This is a genomic window from Methylophaga thiooxydans DMS010, from assembly GCF_000156355.1.
In the GTDB taxonomy this organism is placed as follows: Bacteria; Pseudomonadota; Gammaproteobacteria; order Nitrosococcales; family Methylophagaceae; genus Methylophaga; species Methylophaga thiooxydans.
Window position 1 is genome coordinate 29,673 of sequence record NZ_GG657907.1, and the last position, 15,320, is coordinate 44,992.

Here is a 15,320-nt window from a genome sequence, read left to right on the forward strand (position 1 = left end):
ACGACTAAGCGACCGCCAGATGCAACGTGCAAAACAGATTGGGTTCCTTAATTCATCCATATCATCTCCCGGATTTTTCACTGCCTTAACCCCAACGAAGGGGCTAAGTAATCCGTCTCGTGGATCAGTCGGCGTTGCCCGGCGGGGAGAAAGGTTATAAAACCCACCGTCTCAGCTGCAGTCTGTTAGTTTTTTGCTGGCACCACCTGTCTGCTGACGCGCCGTTGGTTAAGCGGATTTAGGCTGAATATCGATGACGCGATACTTCAACTGTCGTTGAACCCCATCACGGGGACTGGTGACGGTTGGTCGCTCACCAACTTTTATGTCTGATACAAACGTGCCACTCCAGATACCAGCCTGAAATGGTCTTGAATCAACAACGACGCCATCTTCATCGATGTCCCACTCCAGAAAGTCCTGGCCCCTGTCTTCGAATACAATCATTTCCATAGAAGACCTCACAGAGCAGCCATATCGAGAGCCAGATTCTGAAACTTGCTCTCGGTGGTCGGGCGGTAATAGAAACGCACATAGGCGCTGGAGCCAGTGATTTGCATCGAATCTTTCAGCGCCTCCATGGCTTGCTTCCATTTGTGATCGTCAATCTCCAGCCGCAGCAGTCCGAGGATTCGGGCAGCACTAAGCTGGCCTTCAGTGTTGGTTTTGAAGGCGTGATCGACCAGGGCTTTGATATTGTCGTTGCTGCCTTCTGACCATTCTTGAATGCATTCATCAATCAGGGATTTAGCTGCTTCAGCACGCTCATCGAAGTGCAACAGCTCGGCCATTTGAATGCGAATCTGGCGTTTACCGTCATAGCTGGTGAGGCTGATATTGCCTTTTTTGCCACCGAGCTTGGCATCGTATTTTTCTGCAACAAGCTCGACGAAGGCATAAACGTCATTCATCGCCTGAGCTTTGAAGGCGACCATCTGCTCTCGCAGCAACTCGGCCTTACCAAACAGTTCTTCGATAAGATCATCACGATCCAGATCGATTTGTTTGATTTTGCTAATGGGTACAAGGTGACCTTGTGCGTTCACCTTGTGTTGCTCTGTATTGATAGCTGTATTCATGGGTTACTCCTGTTTAAGCCACAACTTTCCACTGCACCTGGCAGCCGCTGACTTCTGTGGCGTAGGTTTCGAGACGACGTAGGCCGGTTTTAATGCGGGTTTTTGTGCCGCCCTTAAGTCCACCTGGACTGTCGTTGTAGCCGACGATGGTGATGGTCGGCTTTCTGGCTTCACCGATGTTGATATCGGTAATGGTGAGGCCACGTCGTGCTAGTTCTGCTAAGCAGTGGCGAACGTCTTCTACTTTTTTGCTGATGATGTCGTTACCCAAATTCTTGTTCATGATTAGGCTCCAATTTTGCTGTGTTCACAGCCGCCACGGCAGGCTCTATAAAGTTGAATGCGTGTCGGGTTTGTTGCTGCATACGGGCGGCTTTGGTATTCAATGCATTGGTCGCTGGGGATAGCACCAACCACCGGGCATTGCACACTGCCGGACATAAACTTGCCTTCAATGAGTGCTTGCAGTCGGTCAGTTCTGCCGGGGTATTTACTCTTGATGACCTGGTTAATCACGGTTGGTGAAGGAAAGCCATCATTCTGTCTGAGAACAGCGGCCACCTTGGCTTGTGATGTTTTCTCACATTCGGTTTTGAGTACTTGTTTCCAGTCGCTCATTTGTTGTCATCCTTTTCTTTCTGAATGCGGTTATAAATTTCTTCACGATGAACAGAGACATCTTTTGGGGCTTCAACCCCGATCCGGACTTGATTACCTTTGGTACCAAGCACATTCACGACAACGTCATCACCGATAATCAGGGCTTCGCCCACACGTCTTGTTAAAATCAGCATTACTCACCTTCCTTTAATGAAATGGGTAACTTGCCAAGCAGTGACAAACTAATCTTCACGCCTAAATGAACGCCTTTGAGCACCTCCGGATCGGTTATTTCAATCTCTTCACCGATTTTGATAGAGGCACCTTTTTGATCCACTATCAGCTGCAATTCATCAACTCGTTTCTGGTGCCATGCCATTAATTGTTGAATTACGTCTACTGTCGCTTCATCCATTACTCACCATCCTTTGGCCATACGACCTTGTTTAAATTGGGATCAAAGACTTGTTTAATGCGTTGAATCATCGGCGGCTTTGGACCGGTATTCATCGCGGGTAATAGTTTGTATCGCGCCAGACCACCACCATGGTTGGCTGGGATTATCTCTTTGAGATAATTCGCCTTAGCCAGAAAGGTGATGTAATCCTTGGCAGTGTTCGGTTCGATAGGTGTTTCTTCCGTAGAGGCTGATGCCACCAAATCACGCCAACTGAAATCACTCAGAATTCGCATGGTTCGCCACATCTGTTCACGGCTCTCGCCACCAGTGACGTGGTCACCTTTGCGGTTGACGCGAGGTGCATTCACACCGACATCACGAGTCAGCCTCCAGACAATGGCACCGCCCATGCGCTTGGTGGTGCGTTCCAGATAGCCAGCACCTTCCAGCCCTATCACGTAGGTTCTGGCTGTTCGGCGATTCACTTCATTCAGCTGTTTGTGATCACTGGTGTGTGCTTCCAGGTCAAGTAAAGAAAACACTTTCAATTCACGTATGGCTTGCCAGCAGGCATCTCTACCTGACAGCTTGCCGTTTGCTCTTGTGATATGAACAGGCTGTGTCATTTAACCTTCCTCCTGGGTGCGTCGCCGGTATAGAGGGGACGGTTACCCCAGAGTTTGACGTCGATTTGGTCGGTACCAGCTGAGTAGGCGGCTTGCTGAACTTGGTTGAGATTGACGCAGATTCGACGGGCGACGCCCATGCTTTCACGCTGGATGCGTTCGAGCAGGTCATCAGCAATGGTGATGTCCGGGCAGTAAAGTTGGGACAGTTGTCGTGTGTCTTCCAGATCGGCAGGTTGAGCGCCTTGCCAAGCCAGCATTCGATTGTGGAACCGTTCCCACTTGAGCAGCTTGGTCGGGAGCTTCTCTTCACCGATCAGCAGGATGGCAGCGTTTGATCCTTCATAAATGTCACGCACTACTTCGACGGCTTTCTTTTCGACGATGTGATCCATCTCATCGATGATGAGCGGCAGACCACTCAGCGCCAGCTGCTGACTGATTTGCTCGACCATGTCATAGTTGGTCTTATCTGGCTGGATGCCCATTTCTTTGAGAATGGAAAGGAGCAGCGCTTTTTTTGTCCAGGTGCTTTTGCATTCAACGTAGTAAGCGCGGTATTTATTCGCTGCATAAGCTGCAGCAAACGATTTACCCCAGCCACTCGGGCCAAAGAAAGTGACCATACCTGGTAGATGTGCTGGGCGATTCATCGCTTGTTCCAGCAATCGTGTACAGAGCATGACGTTTTTCAGTGGTGCCGTGGTGACAGAGGCTTCGACTCTGTCTCCCAAGTTGACCACGTTTTGATTTGTTGTCATTATTTACCTCATCACGTTTTACTTACCCGCCTGCCAGCGGGTTTGTTTTTTTATGCCTCGACAGTTTCGTCGAAGCTCTCAAAGTCAGCGCTGAACTCGCTCATAAAGCGGAACTCATCGCCTTTCTGGTACATCGCCCAGAATTTCTGATCAGCTGCTGAGAGTTGACTCCCTTCTCGCAACCGACGGTCTAAATTGACCCAACGCTTGTAGCGCGCTCTGGGGTCATCATTTCTTATGATTTGTGCTGCAGGCTCTTGTGGCTGTTGGAACTCGGCTTGGAATGTAGCCAGATCCTGTTTTTGTTCGTCAGTTAGTTGTGGCTGCGGTATGTGTCGGCCTAGTTCTGGCGCTGGGCGAAGTGGTCTGACCACTTTCGGGTTGGCGACTTCAGGCTGTGGCTGCAAAGGCAGGCGACTTGCCACTTCCATTGCATCCATCGCGACTTCGGCTTTCGCTGCCAGCTTGGTGGCCTTGATAAAGCGAGTGCGATGCTTGTTGAAGCTTCGAGCCGCTTCAGTATCACCAAACCCAGTAGCTTCAATACATTGCGCCTCACCGATATAGCGATTATCTAAGGTGTAGGCATAGACGATTTCATGCAGCGCTTGAGGGTCAAAACGAACGGTAATCTTCTGGCCTGCAAAGTCGAGCAACGCTGGCGCGTGGTAGCGGTTTTTGCCTTGTCCTGTGGCTGATCCGGCATCAAGATTAAATGATCCATCTTTCTGCACTTTGATGGCTTCAGCCATCAGCAGCCACATGCGACGTTGTTCTTGGTTAGCTGTTTTGATAACGGCGGTTTGATAGCTTTCGGTGAAAGCTTGATCAAAACTTTTTGTGCCGTTGCAGATTTCAGTGCGTCGAGCCGGTTTGGCATTCCAAGCAATGATTTCTTGTTCCAGTACTGCTAGGAACGTTTCAATGGGTACCGCTTTTTTGGCGTAGTTTTCTGGCTTGGCCATTGGGTTTGGGCCGGTATAGGCACCTTCAAACTTAGGATGCTTGTCCAGATATTCACCAAGACCACCAACACCAAAGGCACGTTCGACAGGTTTAGCCTGACCGTGTCCTTTGCCGCCAATCACTGATGTCCAGTGCACTTTGATACCGAGCGTAGGGAATAGGCCGAGTGGATCATCTTCTTTTACGGTGAAGCGATAGCGGTTTTTAACGCCACCGGTCATCCATTTATTGGCTGCAGCGCGGGTGTTATCAATAGTGACGTGTTCGGGTATGCCGAACTGATCCACAACATCGCCAAAACTGGCTCGGATTGAGTCGGTGTTTTCTGATTCATCGACGCGGTAAGCCAGTATTTTGCGGCTGTAGACGTCCTGCCAGAACCACGTTTTCATGCGCGTTACATCGCCATTTGGCAATAGAACAAACACGTTGTGTTGGTAGCCATCACCATTGATCCACTCAAGCGCATGTAGCTCTTGGACTGTTCGCTGTTGGGCAGGAAACAGTTTGATCAAACCGGCTTCACCTTCACGTAGATAAACGCGGGTTGCCAGCGGTATGGCTTTGATGCGACGTTCCAGTGTTTTTTTGCTGGGGATTTTCCAGCCTTGTTCGGCTGCAGTACGTTGTAGTCGGTAGTAACAGGCTTCGAACTCTGGCTGCTCCAGGCGAAGGTAATCGGCTTTGTAAAATTCCCAAGCCTCAGTATCCATATCTGCTGTGACCGTTCGGCCAACAAAGCCGGGTACCAGCGCGGCTAACCAGTCTTGACGAGCATAGAATTTCACCCCTTTCTTGCTCTTGGTACCGTGATACCAGCCTTGCATGGTGCGTTCACTAATGTCGTTTTGATCAGCCACCAGTAAGAAGGCATTCTTAAGTGTGGCGCCACCGTTTTCTGTCAGAGCCATGACCTGCAAAAGCAGGTTGAGTTTGTTCTGAGCTGCGTCCTTTTGTTTTTGTGGCTTGTTGTCATAGTGCTGCCATAATGCTTGAGGATCGTAGCTAAATTCAGTGCTTTCCGAGCTGCTCTTAACTGGGGTCGGCAGGTGTTGTTTTATCAACGCGGCCTGAGTTTCTACTGGCAGGCTGGAAAGGTGGTATTCATTTGCTGATCCACCTCTTACTTTTACTTGCCTTGTATTCCAGCCTTGTTTTGAGGCCTGCTGATTAACGCCACGCTTGTACTTTGGAAGACCTGGTTTGTTTGCTAATTCAGTTGCTGTGAACCATTCCCTGTTTTGTTCAGTCATCTTCACCGCCCTCAAAATCTAGACCTGGCTGACTCTGAGAGATAACATTTTCTCTGTGGTATGCCACGCCAGCTAACAGTCGAGTGAGCGCTGAAGTAAGGATATCTACCGACTCACCCTCACGATAAAACTTGATTAGCAAACTCATTGCATCTGCAGAAAGCTGCTGTAGTTCGGCTAAACCTAGTTCATCCACTTTTTTCCCTGTGGGGATTTGAATCATCAGCTTGTTACTTCGGTAACCCAGATATTGGGTGACATAATCCATCTCACAGATATGCTCATATGCCGGGATAAAACTGACTGGCATATCACCAGTAGAGAGCCATTTGTATAAGCGGTCTTCACTGACAGCCATCAGTTCAGCGATAGCTGGAACAGTTAGCCTTTTGAACTGTCTGGCGTACTCTTTATTAAGCCGCAGCGCGTCTTTTATATTGTTCGGCTGGATGCGTTTCCAAGCCACCTTACTTTTTGGAATTCTCATCACAACACCACTTCCAAATTTATTGATTGTTGCGGCAGTACTGCACGGGATAGGCTGGTTCTGCGTTTTAACCAAACAGGAGATAACAAAGTGAAAACAACCAGACCAGCACCCGTCAGTGCCGCGTATTTACACGGGCAGAATGATGGATTCATCATCATTTCATCGACCATGCTTTTATCCGAGCTATCAGCTTTTTTAAAAGCATTGAAAGTTGACAAATCGGACATACGTGAACCGGACAATTCAGAGGAACTTCCACAACTCGCTGAGACTGTTGCTTGGCAAGTTGTTGAAAACGTATTGCCGCCTTCATCCGCGACGCTTTGTAAGCAGATTGGCGATCTGGATCACCAAACCCAGGAGAAACTGGCATTCCGTCTTTATCAACTAAAAAGTTTGATTGCGACGTTGAAGCGCACTCATCCAGCCGATACTTACCTTGTGCCGCCGAACTGGAATCGCCGTTGGTTTGAACTGCTTTGTGGGCGCGTGCTTTTTGCGGATGTAAGTGCTCTTGATGCGGATAGTTATCAACCATGATTAGGCGCTCTCAGCAAGACCGGCTTCTGCCAGACGCGCTTTTGCTTGATCAATTTTGGCTTGGCGATCAGTTTTTACATCAGACTGATAGCGGGGAATATCCGGAAAAACTGCTGCAATATCTTTCTCGATTAGCACGGATATTGATCGTGCAACTCTTAAACTTTCCGCTCGTCTTGCACAAACATTCATTACATGCTGATGAGTGCAACCAATTACTTCACCAGCGACTAACCAAGAAAGACCTTTGGCTTTCAATGCTTGATGTATTTGCTTGTAGTTCATTGTTACAATCCGTAATTAAATATATAAGCGTTTACATAAATGCAAACAAAACATAACACCTGCAAAAATTATGTACACATAAAATAACATTGTCAAGGGCTTGTAATGGAATCATTAGTTTACATTGGCGGCAGAATACTAGAGGAGCGTAAGCGTCTACGCTTAACCCAGCAGGATGTTGCTGACTTTGTTGGAATCACAAGGCAGTCACAAGCCAAATATGAAAAAGGTGAACGTAGCCCTGATGCTATTTATTTAGAAAAAATATTAGGGCTTGGGTTTAATTCGTATTACGTGCTGACGGGGAACGAAACCTTTCCAACTCGATCCCACTTAGATGTTGATGATAATTCATCATCAACACATAGAAATTCAAACGAATCAGAAACTTATGAAAAGCGGGATCGAAAATCTAAAGTGGGGCAAGTCGATCCCACTTCCAACGAAGAAGTGGGATCGAGCATCAAAGACTATTCAGCAGGAACTGGTAGCATTATGGAAACATTCGCCCACATCCCACTGTTTGATGTAAAAGCATCAGCTGGCAACGGTTATGTCATTCACGAGGAAGAGGAAACTGATGCACTTATATTCAAAAAAGAATGGATATATAACGAGCTACACAGCAGCCCAGCTAATTTATATCTGATTTATGTAGAAGGTGAGAGCATGGAGCCTGCATTGCGTCCAGGCGACGTTATACTCGTTGATCACACTGACAACGTTGCTAAACGTGACGGCATCTATGTAATCAGAATGGGTGAGTCATTACTAGTTAAACGGCTACAGCGCCTACCAAGTCAGCGGTTAAAGGTTACCAGTGATAATCCAGCTTATGAGCCTTTTGAGATATCACTGGATTTTGATTTGCAGAACGAGCTTTCGATTATTGGGCGAGTTGTTTGGAGTGGTCGTCGTCACTAATGAGCTTGATCGCAATTCATGTGTCTAAATGTTTACTATATTTAAAATGATCGCGATCCATAATTAATTATTAAATAAGCTTTAAATGTTACTCAAACCCTCATTATTAAAAGCTTCTTCCCATTTAAAACCATTAAATCCCGTTATATCCCGTCTTACTTAATCCATCTGTCCTCATTCAGCCATCACTTTTTCGAAAATTGTCGCAGACAAAATGACGTCCGCTTTTTTACCCGCCATGTCTATAAAATAGGCTCTCAGGGTTCGTAAAAGTAACTCGAACACAAACACCGTCGCGACACCGATAGCCAAAACCCACAAGGTTTCTGTCGCATGGTTTGGAACCACTCTGTCATAAACATTCATGATGAAAAGCGGTGAAGCTAATGCAAAGCTATTGACCAAAATTGAAGCGACAAAGACTTCGCTATAAATAGGCCAGAATCGTATGATGGTGCCCCAAAACCAGTGCTTGGTTCGTGGCACATTGCTAAACTCTGTGCGTTGATCAAAGTGATGAACGGGTTTGATGAAAATGGCATAGCCACTGTATAGGGCTTCCAGTTCTTTCACCTCAATCTCAGTTTCGCCATCTCCCGTCTCTGGAAAAATAACCCGCGCATGCTTGCCCTTTACTTCAAGCAAAATACACGCATTGGTATCACTGAGTAATAAAACGGCAGGTAATACCAAATTAGAAATTTTACGGAAAGGTCGTTTAACAACTTTTGAGGAAAGCCCCGCTCTTTCTGCTGCTCTGGAAAACAACGTTGGCGTTAACTTGTTATCCACCAACGGCAGTCCCGCCGTCAAAGAATCTGGGCTGTGTGGTTTGTTGAGGATCTTGGCCAGTATCGTTAAGCAGCCCAACAAGGTGTCATCATGCGTGAGATGACTCTCTTCCGTATCCCACTCCGTTTGCTTATTCAAATTGAAAGTTTGCTCCGTATCCATCTAGTGCTAGGCTGGGCTTTGTTATAATTTGAGAAGAGTTTCACAGTTTTTTACTTTACTGTAAAGCTTACTATACCTTATTTTATCACCACTCAGGCTGTCAGGAGTCAGACAAAATGGCATATGTAAAACGGGATCAGCATGGCAATATCACCGCAGTGTTTGACTCACCACAACAAAACGCTCAAGAATCAGTCTCGATCAATTCTGAAGAGCTTATCAGTTTTTTACGTGACTCAGAAGACACCGAGCACGCACGCGTCGCTTTATCATCATCGGACATGGCTCTGGTACGTGTACTTGAAGATCTCGTCAACACGCTCATCGACAAGAACGTCATTTTGTTTACAGACTTACCCATGGCCGCGAGAGAGAAGCTGTCCAACCGCGAAAAAATTCGCGGTCATTTAAACAGTTTGGACGACCTAATGGGTGACGATCACGGGATTTTATAGTTAGTCTTTTCGACTCCGTCTCGGTGGTCGATTCTTTTTCACAGCAGTATCTGCAGGTTTGGTCGGATTGTCGCGAAAAGGATTATCACTGGTTTTAAATTCAATCATCACTGGCGTGCCTTGTAGCTTTAACACGTCTCTGAAGTAGTTTTCCAAATAACGTTTATAACTATTTGGTGTCGCATCAGTTTGATTACCATGGATAATAATGCGCGGTGGATTTTTCCCACCCAAGTGTGCATAGCGAAATTTAATGCGGCGTCCCCTCACCAAGGGTGGTTGGTGATCGGATACGGCATCTTCCAACACTCTGGTGAGTCGCGAGGTCGGCACTTTAGTCATCGCTGACTGATAGGCTTGTCGAACTGTTTTCAGCAATAAGCCCACACCACTACCATGCAATGCAGAAATAAAGTGGGTTTTAGCAAAATTCATAAAAGGTAAGCGACGCTCAATATTGGTTGCCACCCACTCCCGTTCACTTTTCTCCAGCCCATCCCATTTATTCACAGCCAAAACCACAGCTCTACCGCTTTCAAGAATAAGCCCGGCAAGGTGCAAGTCCTGTTCAACAATACCTTCGTGGGCATCCAGTACCAGCAAAGCGACGTTGGCGTCTTCCAAAGCTTGCAGAGTTTTCAGAACACTGAATTTTTCCAGTTTTTCGGACACTTTTGAACGTCTGCGAACACCCGCCGTATCAATTAAGGTGTAATTTACACCATCTTTTTCAAACGGAATATGAATACTGTCACGTGTCGTGCCAGGCTCGTCGAATGCAACGACCCGCTCTTCACCTAACAGCCGGTTTATCAGGGTCGACTTACCCACATTAGGGCGGCCTAGTACCGCTAGGCGAATGTCATCCGGTCTGTCATCTGTCGCTTCATCTTCTTCCTCAAAGAGGACTTCTGCTTGTGGCAGACAGACTTTGATCTCTTCTAACAATTCGGTAAAGCCGCGACCTTGTGTTGCTGAAATCACTTGCGGCTCACCAAGGCCGAGTGAATAGAAATCCGCAGCAACCATTTCTCGTTGTTCGCCTTCTGTTTTGTTGATAACCAGACGTACGGGTTTACCATCACTACGTAACTGTTGAGCGACATCGGTATCTGAAGGCATCAGTCCAGCCCGGCCATCAACAATAAACAACACCAGATCAGCTTCATCAATCGCTAACTTTGCTTGTTTACGCATCAAGTCTGACATATTGTCAGTTTGATCCGTCAAGCCGCCAGTATCGATCAGAATAAAATCTAAGTTCTCTTCTCTGACTGTTCCATAGATACGATCGCGTGTCAGCCCCGCATAATCAGCAACAAGCGCATCACGACTGCGCGTCAGGCGATTAAAAATCGTCGATTTACCGACATTTGGACGTCCTACCAATGCAATAACAGGTTTCAATTTATGGCACTCTCACCGCACTGATACTGCCATCTAAGGCAGTAATGTAAACCACACCATCTTTTACAAATGGCTTGCTACGAATCGCAGCATCACTAATTTGTTGACGCGCAACAAAGCGCCCATCGTTGCGAGCCAGCCAATGCACATAGCCTTCTAGGTCACCAACCACAACGTAGTCGCCAACGACTGCAGGAGCAGATAATTGACGTCGCAACAAGCGCGTTTGTCGCCATAAAGCGTCACCACTTCCATCTTGTACCGCCCACACATAACCTTCATCATCGCTGATGTAGACGGCTTCACCATAAGCAGCATCAAGACCGATTTGTGAAGACATCTCACGTGACCACAAAACCTGACCACTGGCTAAATCCAGACCCGACACATTTCCCTGATAAGTGACTACGTAGACGTTGTCATTCTTAACAACAGGATCGGCATCAATGTCTACCAATCGATCTAACTCGGTACGTCCACGCGGCACGGCAACACTTTTCTCCCAAACGACTTTGCCATCGCTAAGTGAAAGTGCGACTAATTTACCGTTATCATAGCCAGCAATAACATTATCACCTGCAATTACCGGTGCACCGGCACCGCGTAAACTCAACAAAGGCACTGCACGTTGATATGACCATTGCACTTCACCACTATCCGCTGAGACAGCTGTTACACGACCGTCAGCCGTTCTGCTCACGACCATGCCACCATCGGTCGTCGGCGGTGCTAAGACTTCACTCGTCAAGCGTGCACGCCAGCGTTCTTCGCCATCAGCTTCATTAAGCGCAATGAGCTGACCTTTTTGCGTGCCAACAATGACCAAGTCCATACCACCACCAATGCCGGCAATAACAGGCACATCCAGCTCTGTCTCCCAGACACGTCGGCCTGTTTCTGCATTGAATGCACTTACTTCGCCTTCATAGTCAACAGCAAATATCTTCCCGTTAAGCCAGAATACGCTTAAGTCGTTTTTAGTCTCGCCTGCACCATCACCGGCACTGGCATCCCAAATCACTTGTGGCTGAAACTCATTAGTAAACTCTGTTAATTCAGTTGGAGGAGCCTCATAGACCTCCTCTACAAATAAGTACTCAACAGCACTACAACCACTCAGTAGAACAAGACCGCTGGCGATAACTGTACGGAATATTTGATTAACCTTCATGAGATGCCACATCATCCATTTTCATTTGTAATAACCGTTGGCGTGGTTCACCCGCTGCCAGTGACAACACGGCAGTTTGATACGCAGCATAAGCCGCTGACCTATCACCCATGGCTAATTTGATGTCACCTTCCAGCTCAGCGAATAAAGAACGAAATGCCGTTGATTCGCTTGAAGCGACCATGTCTAACGCTGCACTATTATCACCTTGGCTGAACTTCAATCGTGCCAGTCTCAGTGTTGCCAATTCTTTATGGCTGTTTAGTTCAGCATGCTCAATCACCCAATATAGGTAGTCTTCGGCTGCTGACAGCTCGCCTGATTTCGCTGCTGATTCAGCCATTTGCATCGCAGCAAATACCGCATAAGGTGTCGATGCATAATTTTGCATCAATTCCTGAGAAGCCGCTTGTGCCGCATCAGCATCATTTTGGCTGAGGTACGCAGTTGATTGCTGATAAATAATCGACGCATTCTCTGATTGAACTTGCTGGTGATTCAGCCAATAACGACCGCCAAAGACGGCAACAGCACCGATCACAATTCCGGCAATTACTGAGCGACCGTTATCACGCCACCATTGTTTAATCTCTTCTGCTTTTTCCTCATCGGATGCATAGATGTCCATGCGCTCTCCTTGTGATTGAATGCTGCTAAGTCAAAATGTTTTTCAAAACGCTTGATTATACGTTTTTATCCGCCGTTTGTGGATCATCTGTATAGCGTTATTCACTAACGCACCGTCTTGGTGCTACAAAACAACCAAACGCACCATTCAGAAGCGGCTTTATGCACAAGTAAGGATCATGACTTCGGTAACTCATTGTTTTTACAGGTCAGTCTATTTTGGTGCAACTTTTGCTATTTTGGTGCTTTACGTCAAAATAAAAAAGGACAAGATTGTGCAAAACGCAACAGATGTTTTATTTATACTACTCGGGGCCATCATGGTGCTTGCCATGCATGCTGGCTTTGCATTTCTCGAAGTTGGCACCGTACGCAAAAAGAACCAGGTTAATGCTTTGGTCAAAATCATTGTTGATTTTGCGGTGTCTAGCATTGCTTATTTTTTTATCGGCTACGGTATTGCCTATAGTCTCAACTTTTTTGAGTCTGCGCCTGTGCTCACAGAGAGCAACGGCTATGCGCTAGTGAAGTTCTTTTTCTTGCTGACATTTGCTGCTGCCATTCCGGCTATTGTCTCAGGTGGTATCGCTGAACGCGCACGCTTTAATCCGCAATTGATCGCAACCTTCCTTATTGCAGGGTTTGTTTACCCATTCTTTGAAGGCATAACCTGGAATGGCGCCTACGGCATTCAGGATTGGTTAGCGACTCAGTTTGGCGCTGGTTTTCACGACTTTGCAGGCTCTATCGTGGTTCATGCCGTTGGTGGCTGGATTGCATTGGCTGCAGTGTTGCACCTAGGCCCTCGTCATGGCCGTTATGGAAAGAAAGGCGAAATCTACGCACACCCACCATCAAATATTCCCTTCCTTGCTTTAGGTGCTTGGATCCTGAGTGTCGGCTGGTTTGGTTTTAATGTTATGTCAGCACAAGAGATTGATGGCATTAGCGGTCTTGTGGCAGTCAACTCATTGATGGCGATGGTTGGTGGTATTCTTGCTGCTTGTTTAGTTGGTCGAAATGATCCAGGTTTTGTTCATAACGGTCCTTTAGCAGGGCTTGTCGCTATCTGTGCTGGCTCAGATGTTATGCACCCTCTTGGTGCGCTAGCAACCGGTTTAATTGCTGGTGGTTTATTCGTATATACCTTCACTTTGGCACAAAACAAATGGAAAATTGATGATGTATTGGGCGTTTGGCCTTTACATGGCTTGTGCGGTGTATGGGGTGGTATTGCTGCTGGTATCTTTGGCCAAGTGACTCTAGGTGGCCTTGGTGGTGTTAGCTTTATCTCACAGCTTATTGGTACAAGCCTGGGGGTTGTGATTGCTTTCGCCGGTGGTTATATCGTTTATGGTGTCATCAAAATGCTGATGAGGCTCCGCCTGACACAAGAAGAAGAGTACCAAGGTGCAGATTTAAGCATTCACAAAATCAATTCAACACCAAATAACGATTAAACTGTATTTAACATGGCCGTCCGCTAGCATTCGCTAGCGGATAATGCCGCCTTCTTGATTCGCCAGAAAGGCAGTTAACACCGACAATTCATCAGCGTCCTGTTTGATATCGTGAACTCGCTGTTGTGCTTCTTCAAGTCGAAAACCTGAACGATAGATAACTTTATAAGCCTGGCGGATATTTTTGATCTGGGTATCATTGAATTGACGACGACGCAGGCCTTCAACATTAACCCCTACAGGTTTAGCCATATGGCCGGACACTAATACATAGGGGGGAACATTTCGGGAAATAACACTACCCATCGCACTGAACGAATGTGATCCAAGATAATTAAATTGACTCACTAAGGTAAAGCCACCCAAGATAACAAAATCATCCACTATTACATGACCTGCTAACGACGCATTATTAGCAAAAATATTATCGTTACCAATTAAACAGTCATGTGCGATATGAACATAAGCCATAATCCAGTTATTGCTGCCTATGCGCGTGATACCACCGCCTTGCACTGTACCTCGGTTGATAGTGACAGATTCACGGATAAGATTATTATCACCGATTTCTAACCGTGTAGGCTCACCATCAAATTTTTTATCTTGCGGCTCTTCGCCAATTGAAGAAAACTGGAAGATGCGGTTATTTTTACCAATTTTGGTAGGGCCATTGATGACAACATGCGATTTAATTTCGCAGCCAGCGCCAATTTCCACGTCTGCACCAACAGTTGTGTAAGGTCCGATAATCACATCATCGGCGATAACAGCAGTAGGATCGATTATGGCAGTTGGATGTATCACTTTGGCATTTCTTGGTTAACACACATAATATCAGCGCTGACAACAACCTCACCATCAACACTGGCCTCACCACTAAATTTCCAGAGGTTTCGTTTATTTTTAACCAGCTTCACTTCCAGCTTCAATTGGTCGCCAGGCTCAACCGGTTTCTTAAAACGCGCGTTGTCGATACCAGCAAGATAATACAAAGCATCATCTGAACGAACTGAAGCAACAGTTTTAAACGCCAGTAGACCAGTAGCCTGTGCTAGGGATTCCAAAATCAGAACACCGGGCATGATTACTCTTTGCGGAAAATGTCCCGTAAAATGTGGCTCGTTGAAGGTGACGTTTTTGATACCGACAAGATGCTCACCCGGCGTAAACTCGATCACTCTATCGATCAGTAAAAAAGGGTATCGATGTGGTAATAAGCGTTGAATTTCGTGTATGTCAATCGTATTCAAGCTGAAATCCCTTGGACATAGTTTGTAATAAAAGATCAGTAATCTTACTTTGAGTCACCATCCTGGTAAAGC

The 15,320-nt window shown here is 46.6% G+C and carries 21 protein-coding genes; 4 read left to right on the plus strand and 17 right to left on the minus strand.

Features of this window, described 5'->3' with window-relative positions; all coding sequences use genetic code 11:
* Positions 1 to 228: 228 nt before the first annotated feature.
* The 10 genes from MDMS009_RS15255 to MDMS009_RS15300 are packed head-to-tail and all read right to left on the minus strand — an operon-like array spanning position 229 to position 6,247.
* Positions 229 to 453, minus strand: a complete 225-nt coding sequence (locus MDMS009_RS15255) for a hypothetical protein (RefSeq protein ID WP_008290122.1) — start codon at positions 451 to 453, stop codon at positions 229 to 231.
* An 8-nt stretch (positions 454 to 461) separates the two neighbouring features.
* Positions 462 to 1,079 (minus strand): DUF3164 family protein, encoded by a 618-nt coding sequence (locus MDMS009_RS15260; protein ID WP_008290166.1) that lies wholly within the window; start codon positions 1,077 to 1,079, stop codon positions 462 to 464.
* Positions 1,080 to 1,092: 13 nt separating this feature from the next.
* Positions 1,093 to 1,362, minus strand: coding sequence for a hypothetical protein (locus MDMS009_RS15265; protein ID WP_008290127.1), 270 nt, complete (start codon positions 1,360 to 1,362; stop codon positions 1,093 to 1,095).
* A gap of 2 nt (positions 1,363 to 1,364) precedes the next feature.
* Positions 1,365 to 1,697, minus strand: coding sequence for a hypothetical protein (locus tag MDMS009_RS15270; protein WP_043887799.1), 333 nt, complete (start codon positions 1,695 to 1,697; stop codon positions 1,365 to 1,367).
* Entirely contained in the window at positions 1,694 to 1,873 is a 180-nt protein-coding gene (csrA, locus tag MDMS009_RS15275) for a carbon storage regulator CsrA (RefSeq protein WP_043887800.1), read from the minus strand. Before csrA ends, MDMS009_RS15270 begins: the two co-directional genes overlap by 4 nt.
* The gene (locus MDMS009_RS15280; protein WP_008290147.1) at positions 1,873 to 2,094 is read right to left on the minus strand and encodes a hypothetical protein; all 222 of its coding nucleotides are present in this window, start codon (positions 2,092 to 2,094) and stop codon (positions 1,873 to 1,875) included. The genes csrA and MDMS009_RS15280 overlap by 1 nt, the downstream gene beginning before the upstream one ends.
* Positions 2,094 to 2,705, minus strand: a complete 612-nt coding sequence (locus MDMS009_RS15285; protein WP_008290358.1) for a hypothetical protein — start codon at positions 2,703 to 2,705, stop codon at positions 2,094 to 2,096. The genes MDMS009_RS15280 and MDMS009_RS15285 overlap by 1 nt, the downstream gene beginning before the upstream one ends.
* Positions 2,702 to 3,466 (minus strand): AAA family ATPase, encoded by a 765-nt coding sequence (locus MDMS009_RS15290; protein ID WP_008290142.1) that lies wholly within the window; start codon positions 3,464 to 3,466, stop codon positions 2,702 to 2,704. Before MDMS009_RS15290 ends, MDMS009_RS15285 begins: the two co-directional genes overlap by 4 nt.
* A 50-nt stretch (positions 3,467 to 3,516) precedes the next feature.
* Positions 3,517 to 5,685, minus strand: coding sequence for a transposase domain-containing protein (locus MDMS009_RS15295; RefSeq protein WP_008290354.1), 2,169 nt, complete (start codon positions 5,683 to 5,685; stop codon positions 3,517 to 3,519).
* Entirely contained in the window at positions 5,678 to 6,247 is a 570-nt protein-coding gene (locus tag MDMS009_RS15300) for a hypothetical protein (RefSeq protein WP_008290339.1), read from the minus strand. Before MDMS009_RS15300 ends, MDMS009_RS15295 begins: the two co-directional genes overlap by 8 nt.
* Before the next feature lie 15 nt (positions 6,248 to 6,262).
* Here MDMS009_RS15300 and MDMS009_RS15305 point away from each other — a divergent pair, with 15 nt between their 5' ends.
* Positions 6,263 to 6,715 (plus strand): hypothetical protein, encoded by a 453-nt coding sequence (locus MDMS009_RS15305; RefSeq protein WP_008290335.1) that lies wholly within the window; start codon positions 6,263 to 6,265, stop codon positions 6,713 to 6,715.
* Here MDMS009_RS15305 and MDMS009_RS15310 read toward each other — a convergent pair whose 3' ends face one another.
* Positions 6,716 to 7,000: a hypothetical protein gene (locus tag MDMS009_RS15310; RefSeq protein WP_043887910.1), complete on the minus strand. Its 285-nt coding sequence runs from the start codon at positions 6,998 to 7,000 to the stop codon at positions 6,716 to 6,718. It lies immediately after the preceding gene.
* Positions 7,001 to 7,105: 105 nt separating this feature from the next.
* On the opposite strand from MDMS009_RS15310, the gene MDMS009_RS15955 reads away from it, so the two are divergent.
* On the plus strand, positions 7,106 to 7,924 hold the full coding sequence (locus MDMS009_RS15955) for an XRE family transcriptional regulator (RefSeq protein ID WP_008290350.1): 819 nt from the start codon (positions 7,106 to 7,108) through the stop codon (positions 7,922 to 7,924).
* A gap of 174 nt (positions 7,925 to 8,098) precedes the next feature.
* On the opposite strand, the gene MDMS009_RS15325 is transcribed toward MDMS009_RS15955, so the two are convergent.
* Positions 8,099 to 8,878 (minus strand): cysteine peptidase family C39 domain-containing protein, encoded by a 780-nt coding sequence (locus tag MDMS009_RS15325; RefSeq protein WP_008292364.1) that lies wholly within the window; start codon positions 8,876 to 8,878, stop codon positions 8,099 to 8,101.
* Between the two features lie 116 nt (positions 8,879 to 8,994).
* Between MDMS009_RS15325 and MDMS009_RS15330 the strand changes: the two genes are divergently transcribed.
* Positions 8,995 to 9,333: a hypothetical protein gene (locus MDMS009_RS15330; RefSeq protein ID WP_043888448.1), complete on the plus strand. Its 339-nt coding sequence runs from the start codon at positions 8,995 to 8,997 to the stop codon at positions 9,331 to 9,333.
* On the opposite strand, the gene der is transcribed toward MDMS009_RS15330, so the two are convergent.
* The 3 genes from der to MDMS009_RS15345 are packed head-to-tail and all read right to left on the minus strand — an operon-like array spanning position 9,334 to position 12,539.
* Positions 9,334 to 10,740, minus strand: coding sequence for a ribosome biogenesis GTPase Der (gene der, locus MDMS009_RS15335; RefSeq protein WP_008292369.1), 1,407 nt, complete (start codon positions 10,738 to 10,740; stop codon positions 9,334 to 9,336).
* Position 10,741: 1 nt separating this feature from the next.
* The gene (bamB, locus tag MDMS009_RS15340) at positions 10,742 to 11,911 is read right to left on the minus strand and encodes an outer membrane protein assembly factor BamB (protein WP_008292344.1); all 1,170 of its coding nucleotides are present in this window, start codon (positions 11,909 to 11,911) and stop codon (positions 10,742 to 10,744) included.
* Positions 11,901 to 12,539: a YfgM family protein gene (locus tag MDMS009_RS15345; protein WP_008292301.1), complete on the minus strand. Its 639-nt coding sequence runs from the start codon at positions 12,537 to 12,539 to the stop codon at positions 11,901 to 11,903. The genes bamB and MDMS009_RS15345 overlap by 11 nt, the downstream gene beginning before the upstream one ends.
* Positions 12,540 to 12,813: 274 nt before the next feature.
* On the opposite strand from MDMS009_RS15345, the gene MDMS009_RS15350 reads away from it, so the two are divergent.
* Positions 12,814 to 13,998, plus strand: coding sequence for an ammonium transporter (locus MDMS009_RS15350; RefSeq protein ID WP_043888450.1), 1,185 nt, complete (start codon positions 12,814 to 12,816; stop codon positions 13,996 to 13,998).
* 33 nt (positions 13,999 to 14,031) lie between these two features.
* On the opposite strand, the gene lpxA is transcribed toward MDMS009_RS15350, so the two are convergent.
* The gene (lpxA, locus tag MDMS009_RS15355) at positions 14,032 to 14,802 is read right to left on the minus strand and encodes an acyl-ACP--UDP-N-acetylglucosamine O-acyltransferase (RefSeq protein ID WP_008292359.1); all 771 of its coding nucleotides are present in this window, start codon (positions 14,800 to 14,802) and stop codon (positions 14,032 to 14,034) included.
* Complete coding sequence (gene fabZ / locus MDMS009_RS15360; protein ID WP_008292304.1) at positions 14,799 to 15,248, minus strand: 3-hydroxyacyl-ACP dehydratase FabZ; 450 nt, start codon at positions 15,246 to 15,248, stop codon at positions 14,799 to 14,801. Before fabZ ends, lpxA begins: the two co-directional genes overlap by 4 nt.
* Positions 15,249 to 15,320: the final 72 nt, after the last annotated feature.

What these genes read in the sequence shown, in the direction of transcription:
- MDMS009_RS15310 (WP_043887910.1), bottom strand. Translation starts at nt 7,000, where the DNA reads ATGAACTACAAGCAAATACATCAAGCATTGAAAGCCAAAGGTCTTTCT.
- MDMS009_RS15295 (WP_008290354.1), bottom strand. Translation starts at nt 5,685, where the DNA reads ATGACTGAACAAAACAGGGAATGGTTCACAGCAACTGAATTAGCAAAC.
- bamB (WP_008292344.1), bottom strand. Translation starts at nt 11,911, where the DNA reads ATGAAGGTTAATCAAATATTCCGTACAGTTATCGCCAGCGGTCTTGTT.
- csrA (WP_043887800.1), bottom strand. Translation starts at nt 1,873, where the DNA reads ATGCTGATTTTAACAAGACGTGTGGGCGAAGCCCTGATTATCGGTGAT.
- MDMS009_RS15280 (WP_008290147.1), bottom strand. Translation starts at nt 2,094, where the DNA reads ATGGATGAAGCGACAGTAGACGTAATTCAACAATTAATGGCATGGCAC.
- MDMS009_RS15265 (WP_008290127.1), bottom strand. Translation starts at nt 1,362, where the DNA reads ATGAACAAGAATTTGGGTAACGACATCATCAGCAAAAAAGTAGAAGAC.
- MDMS009_RS15285 (WP_008290358.1), bottom strand. Translation starts at nt 2,705, where the DNA reads ATGACACAGCCTGTTCATATCACAAGAGCAAACGGCAAGCTGTCAGGT.
- MDMS009_RS15330 (WP_043888448.1), top strand. Translation starts at nt 8,995, where the DNA reads ATGGCATATGTAAAACGGGATCAGCATGGCAATATCACCGCAGTGTTT.
- MDMS009_RS15955 (WP_008290350.1), top strand. Translation starts at nt 7,106, where the DNA reads ATGGAATCATTAGTTTACATTGGCGGCAGAATACTAGAGGAGCGTAAG.
- MDMS009_RS15290 (WP_008290142.1), bottom strand. Translation starts at nt 3,466, where the DNA reads ATGACAACAAATCAAAACGTGGTCAACTTGGGAGACAGAGTCGAAGCC.
- MDMS009_RS15325 (WP_008292364.1), bottom strand. Translation starts at nt 8,878, where the DNA reads ATGGATACGGAGCAAACTTTCAATTTGAATAAGCAAACGGAGTGGGAT.
- MDMS009_RS15260 (WP_008290166.1), bottom strand. Translation starts at nt 1,079, where the DNA reads ATGAATACAGCTATCAATACAGAGCAACACAAGGTGAACGCACAAGGT.
- MDMS009_RS15270 (WP_043887799.1), bottom strand. Translation starts at nt 1,697, where the DNA reads ATGAGCGACTGGAAACAAGTACTCAAAACCGAATGTGAGAAAACATCA.
- MDMS009_RS15255 (WP_008290122.1), bottom strand. Translation starts at nt 453, where the DNA reads ATGGAAATGATTGTATTCGAAGACAGGGGCCAGGACTTTCTGGAGTGG.
- MDMS009_RS15345 (WP_008292301.1), bottom strand. Translation starts at nt 12,539, where the DNA reads ATGGACATCTATGCATCCGATGAGGAAAAAGCAGAAGAGATTAAACAA.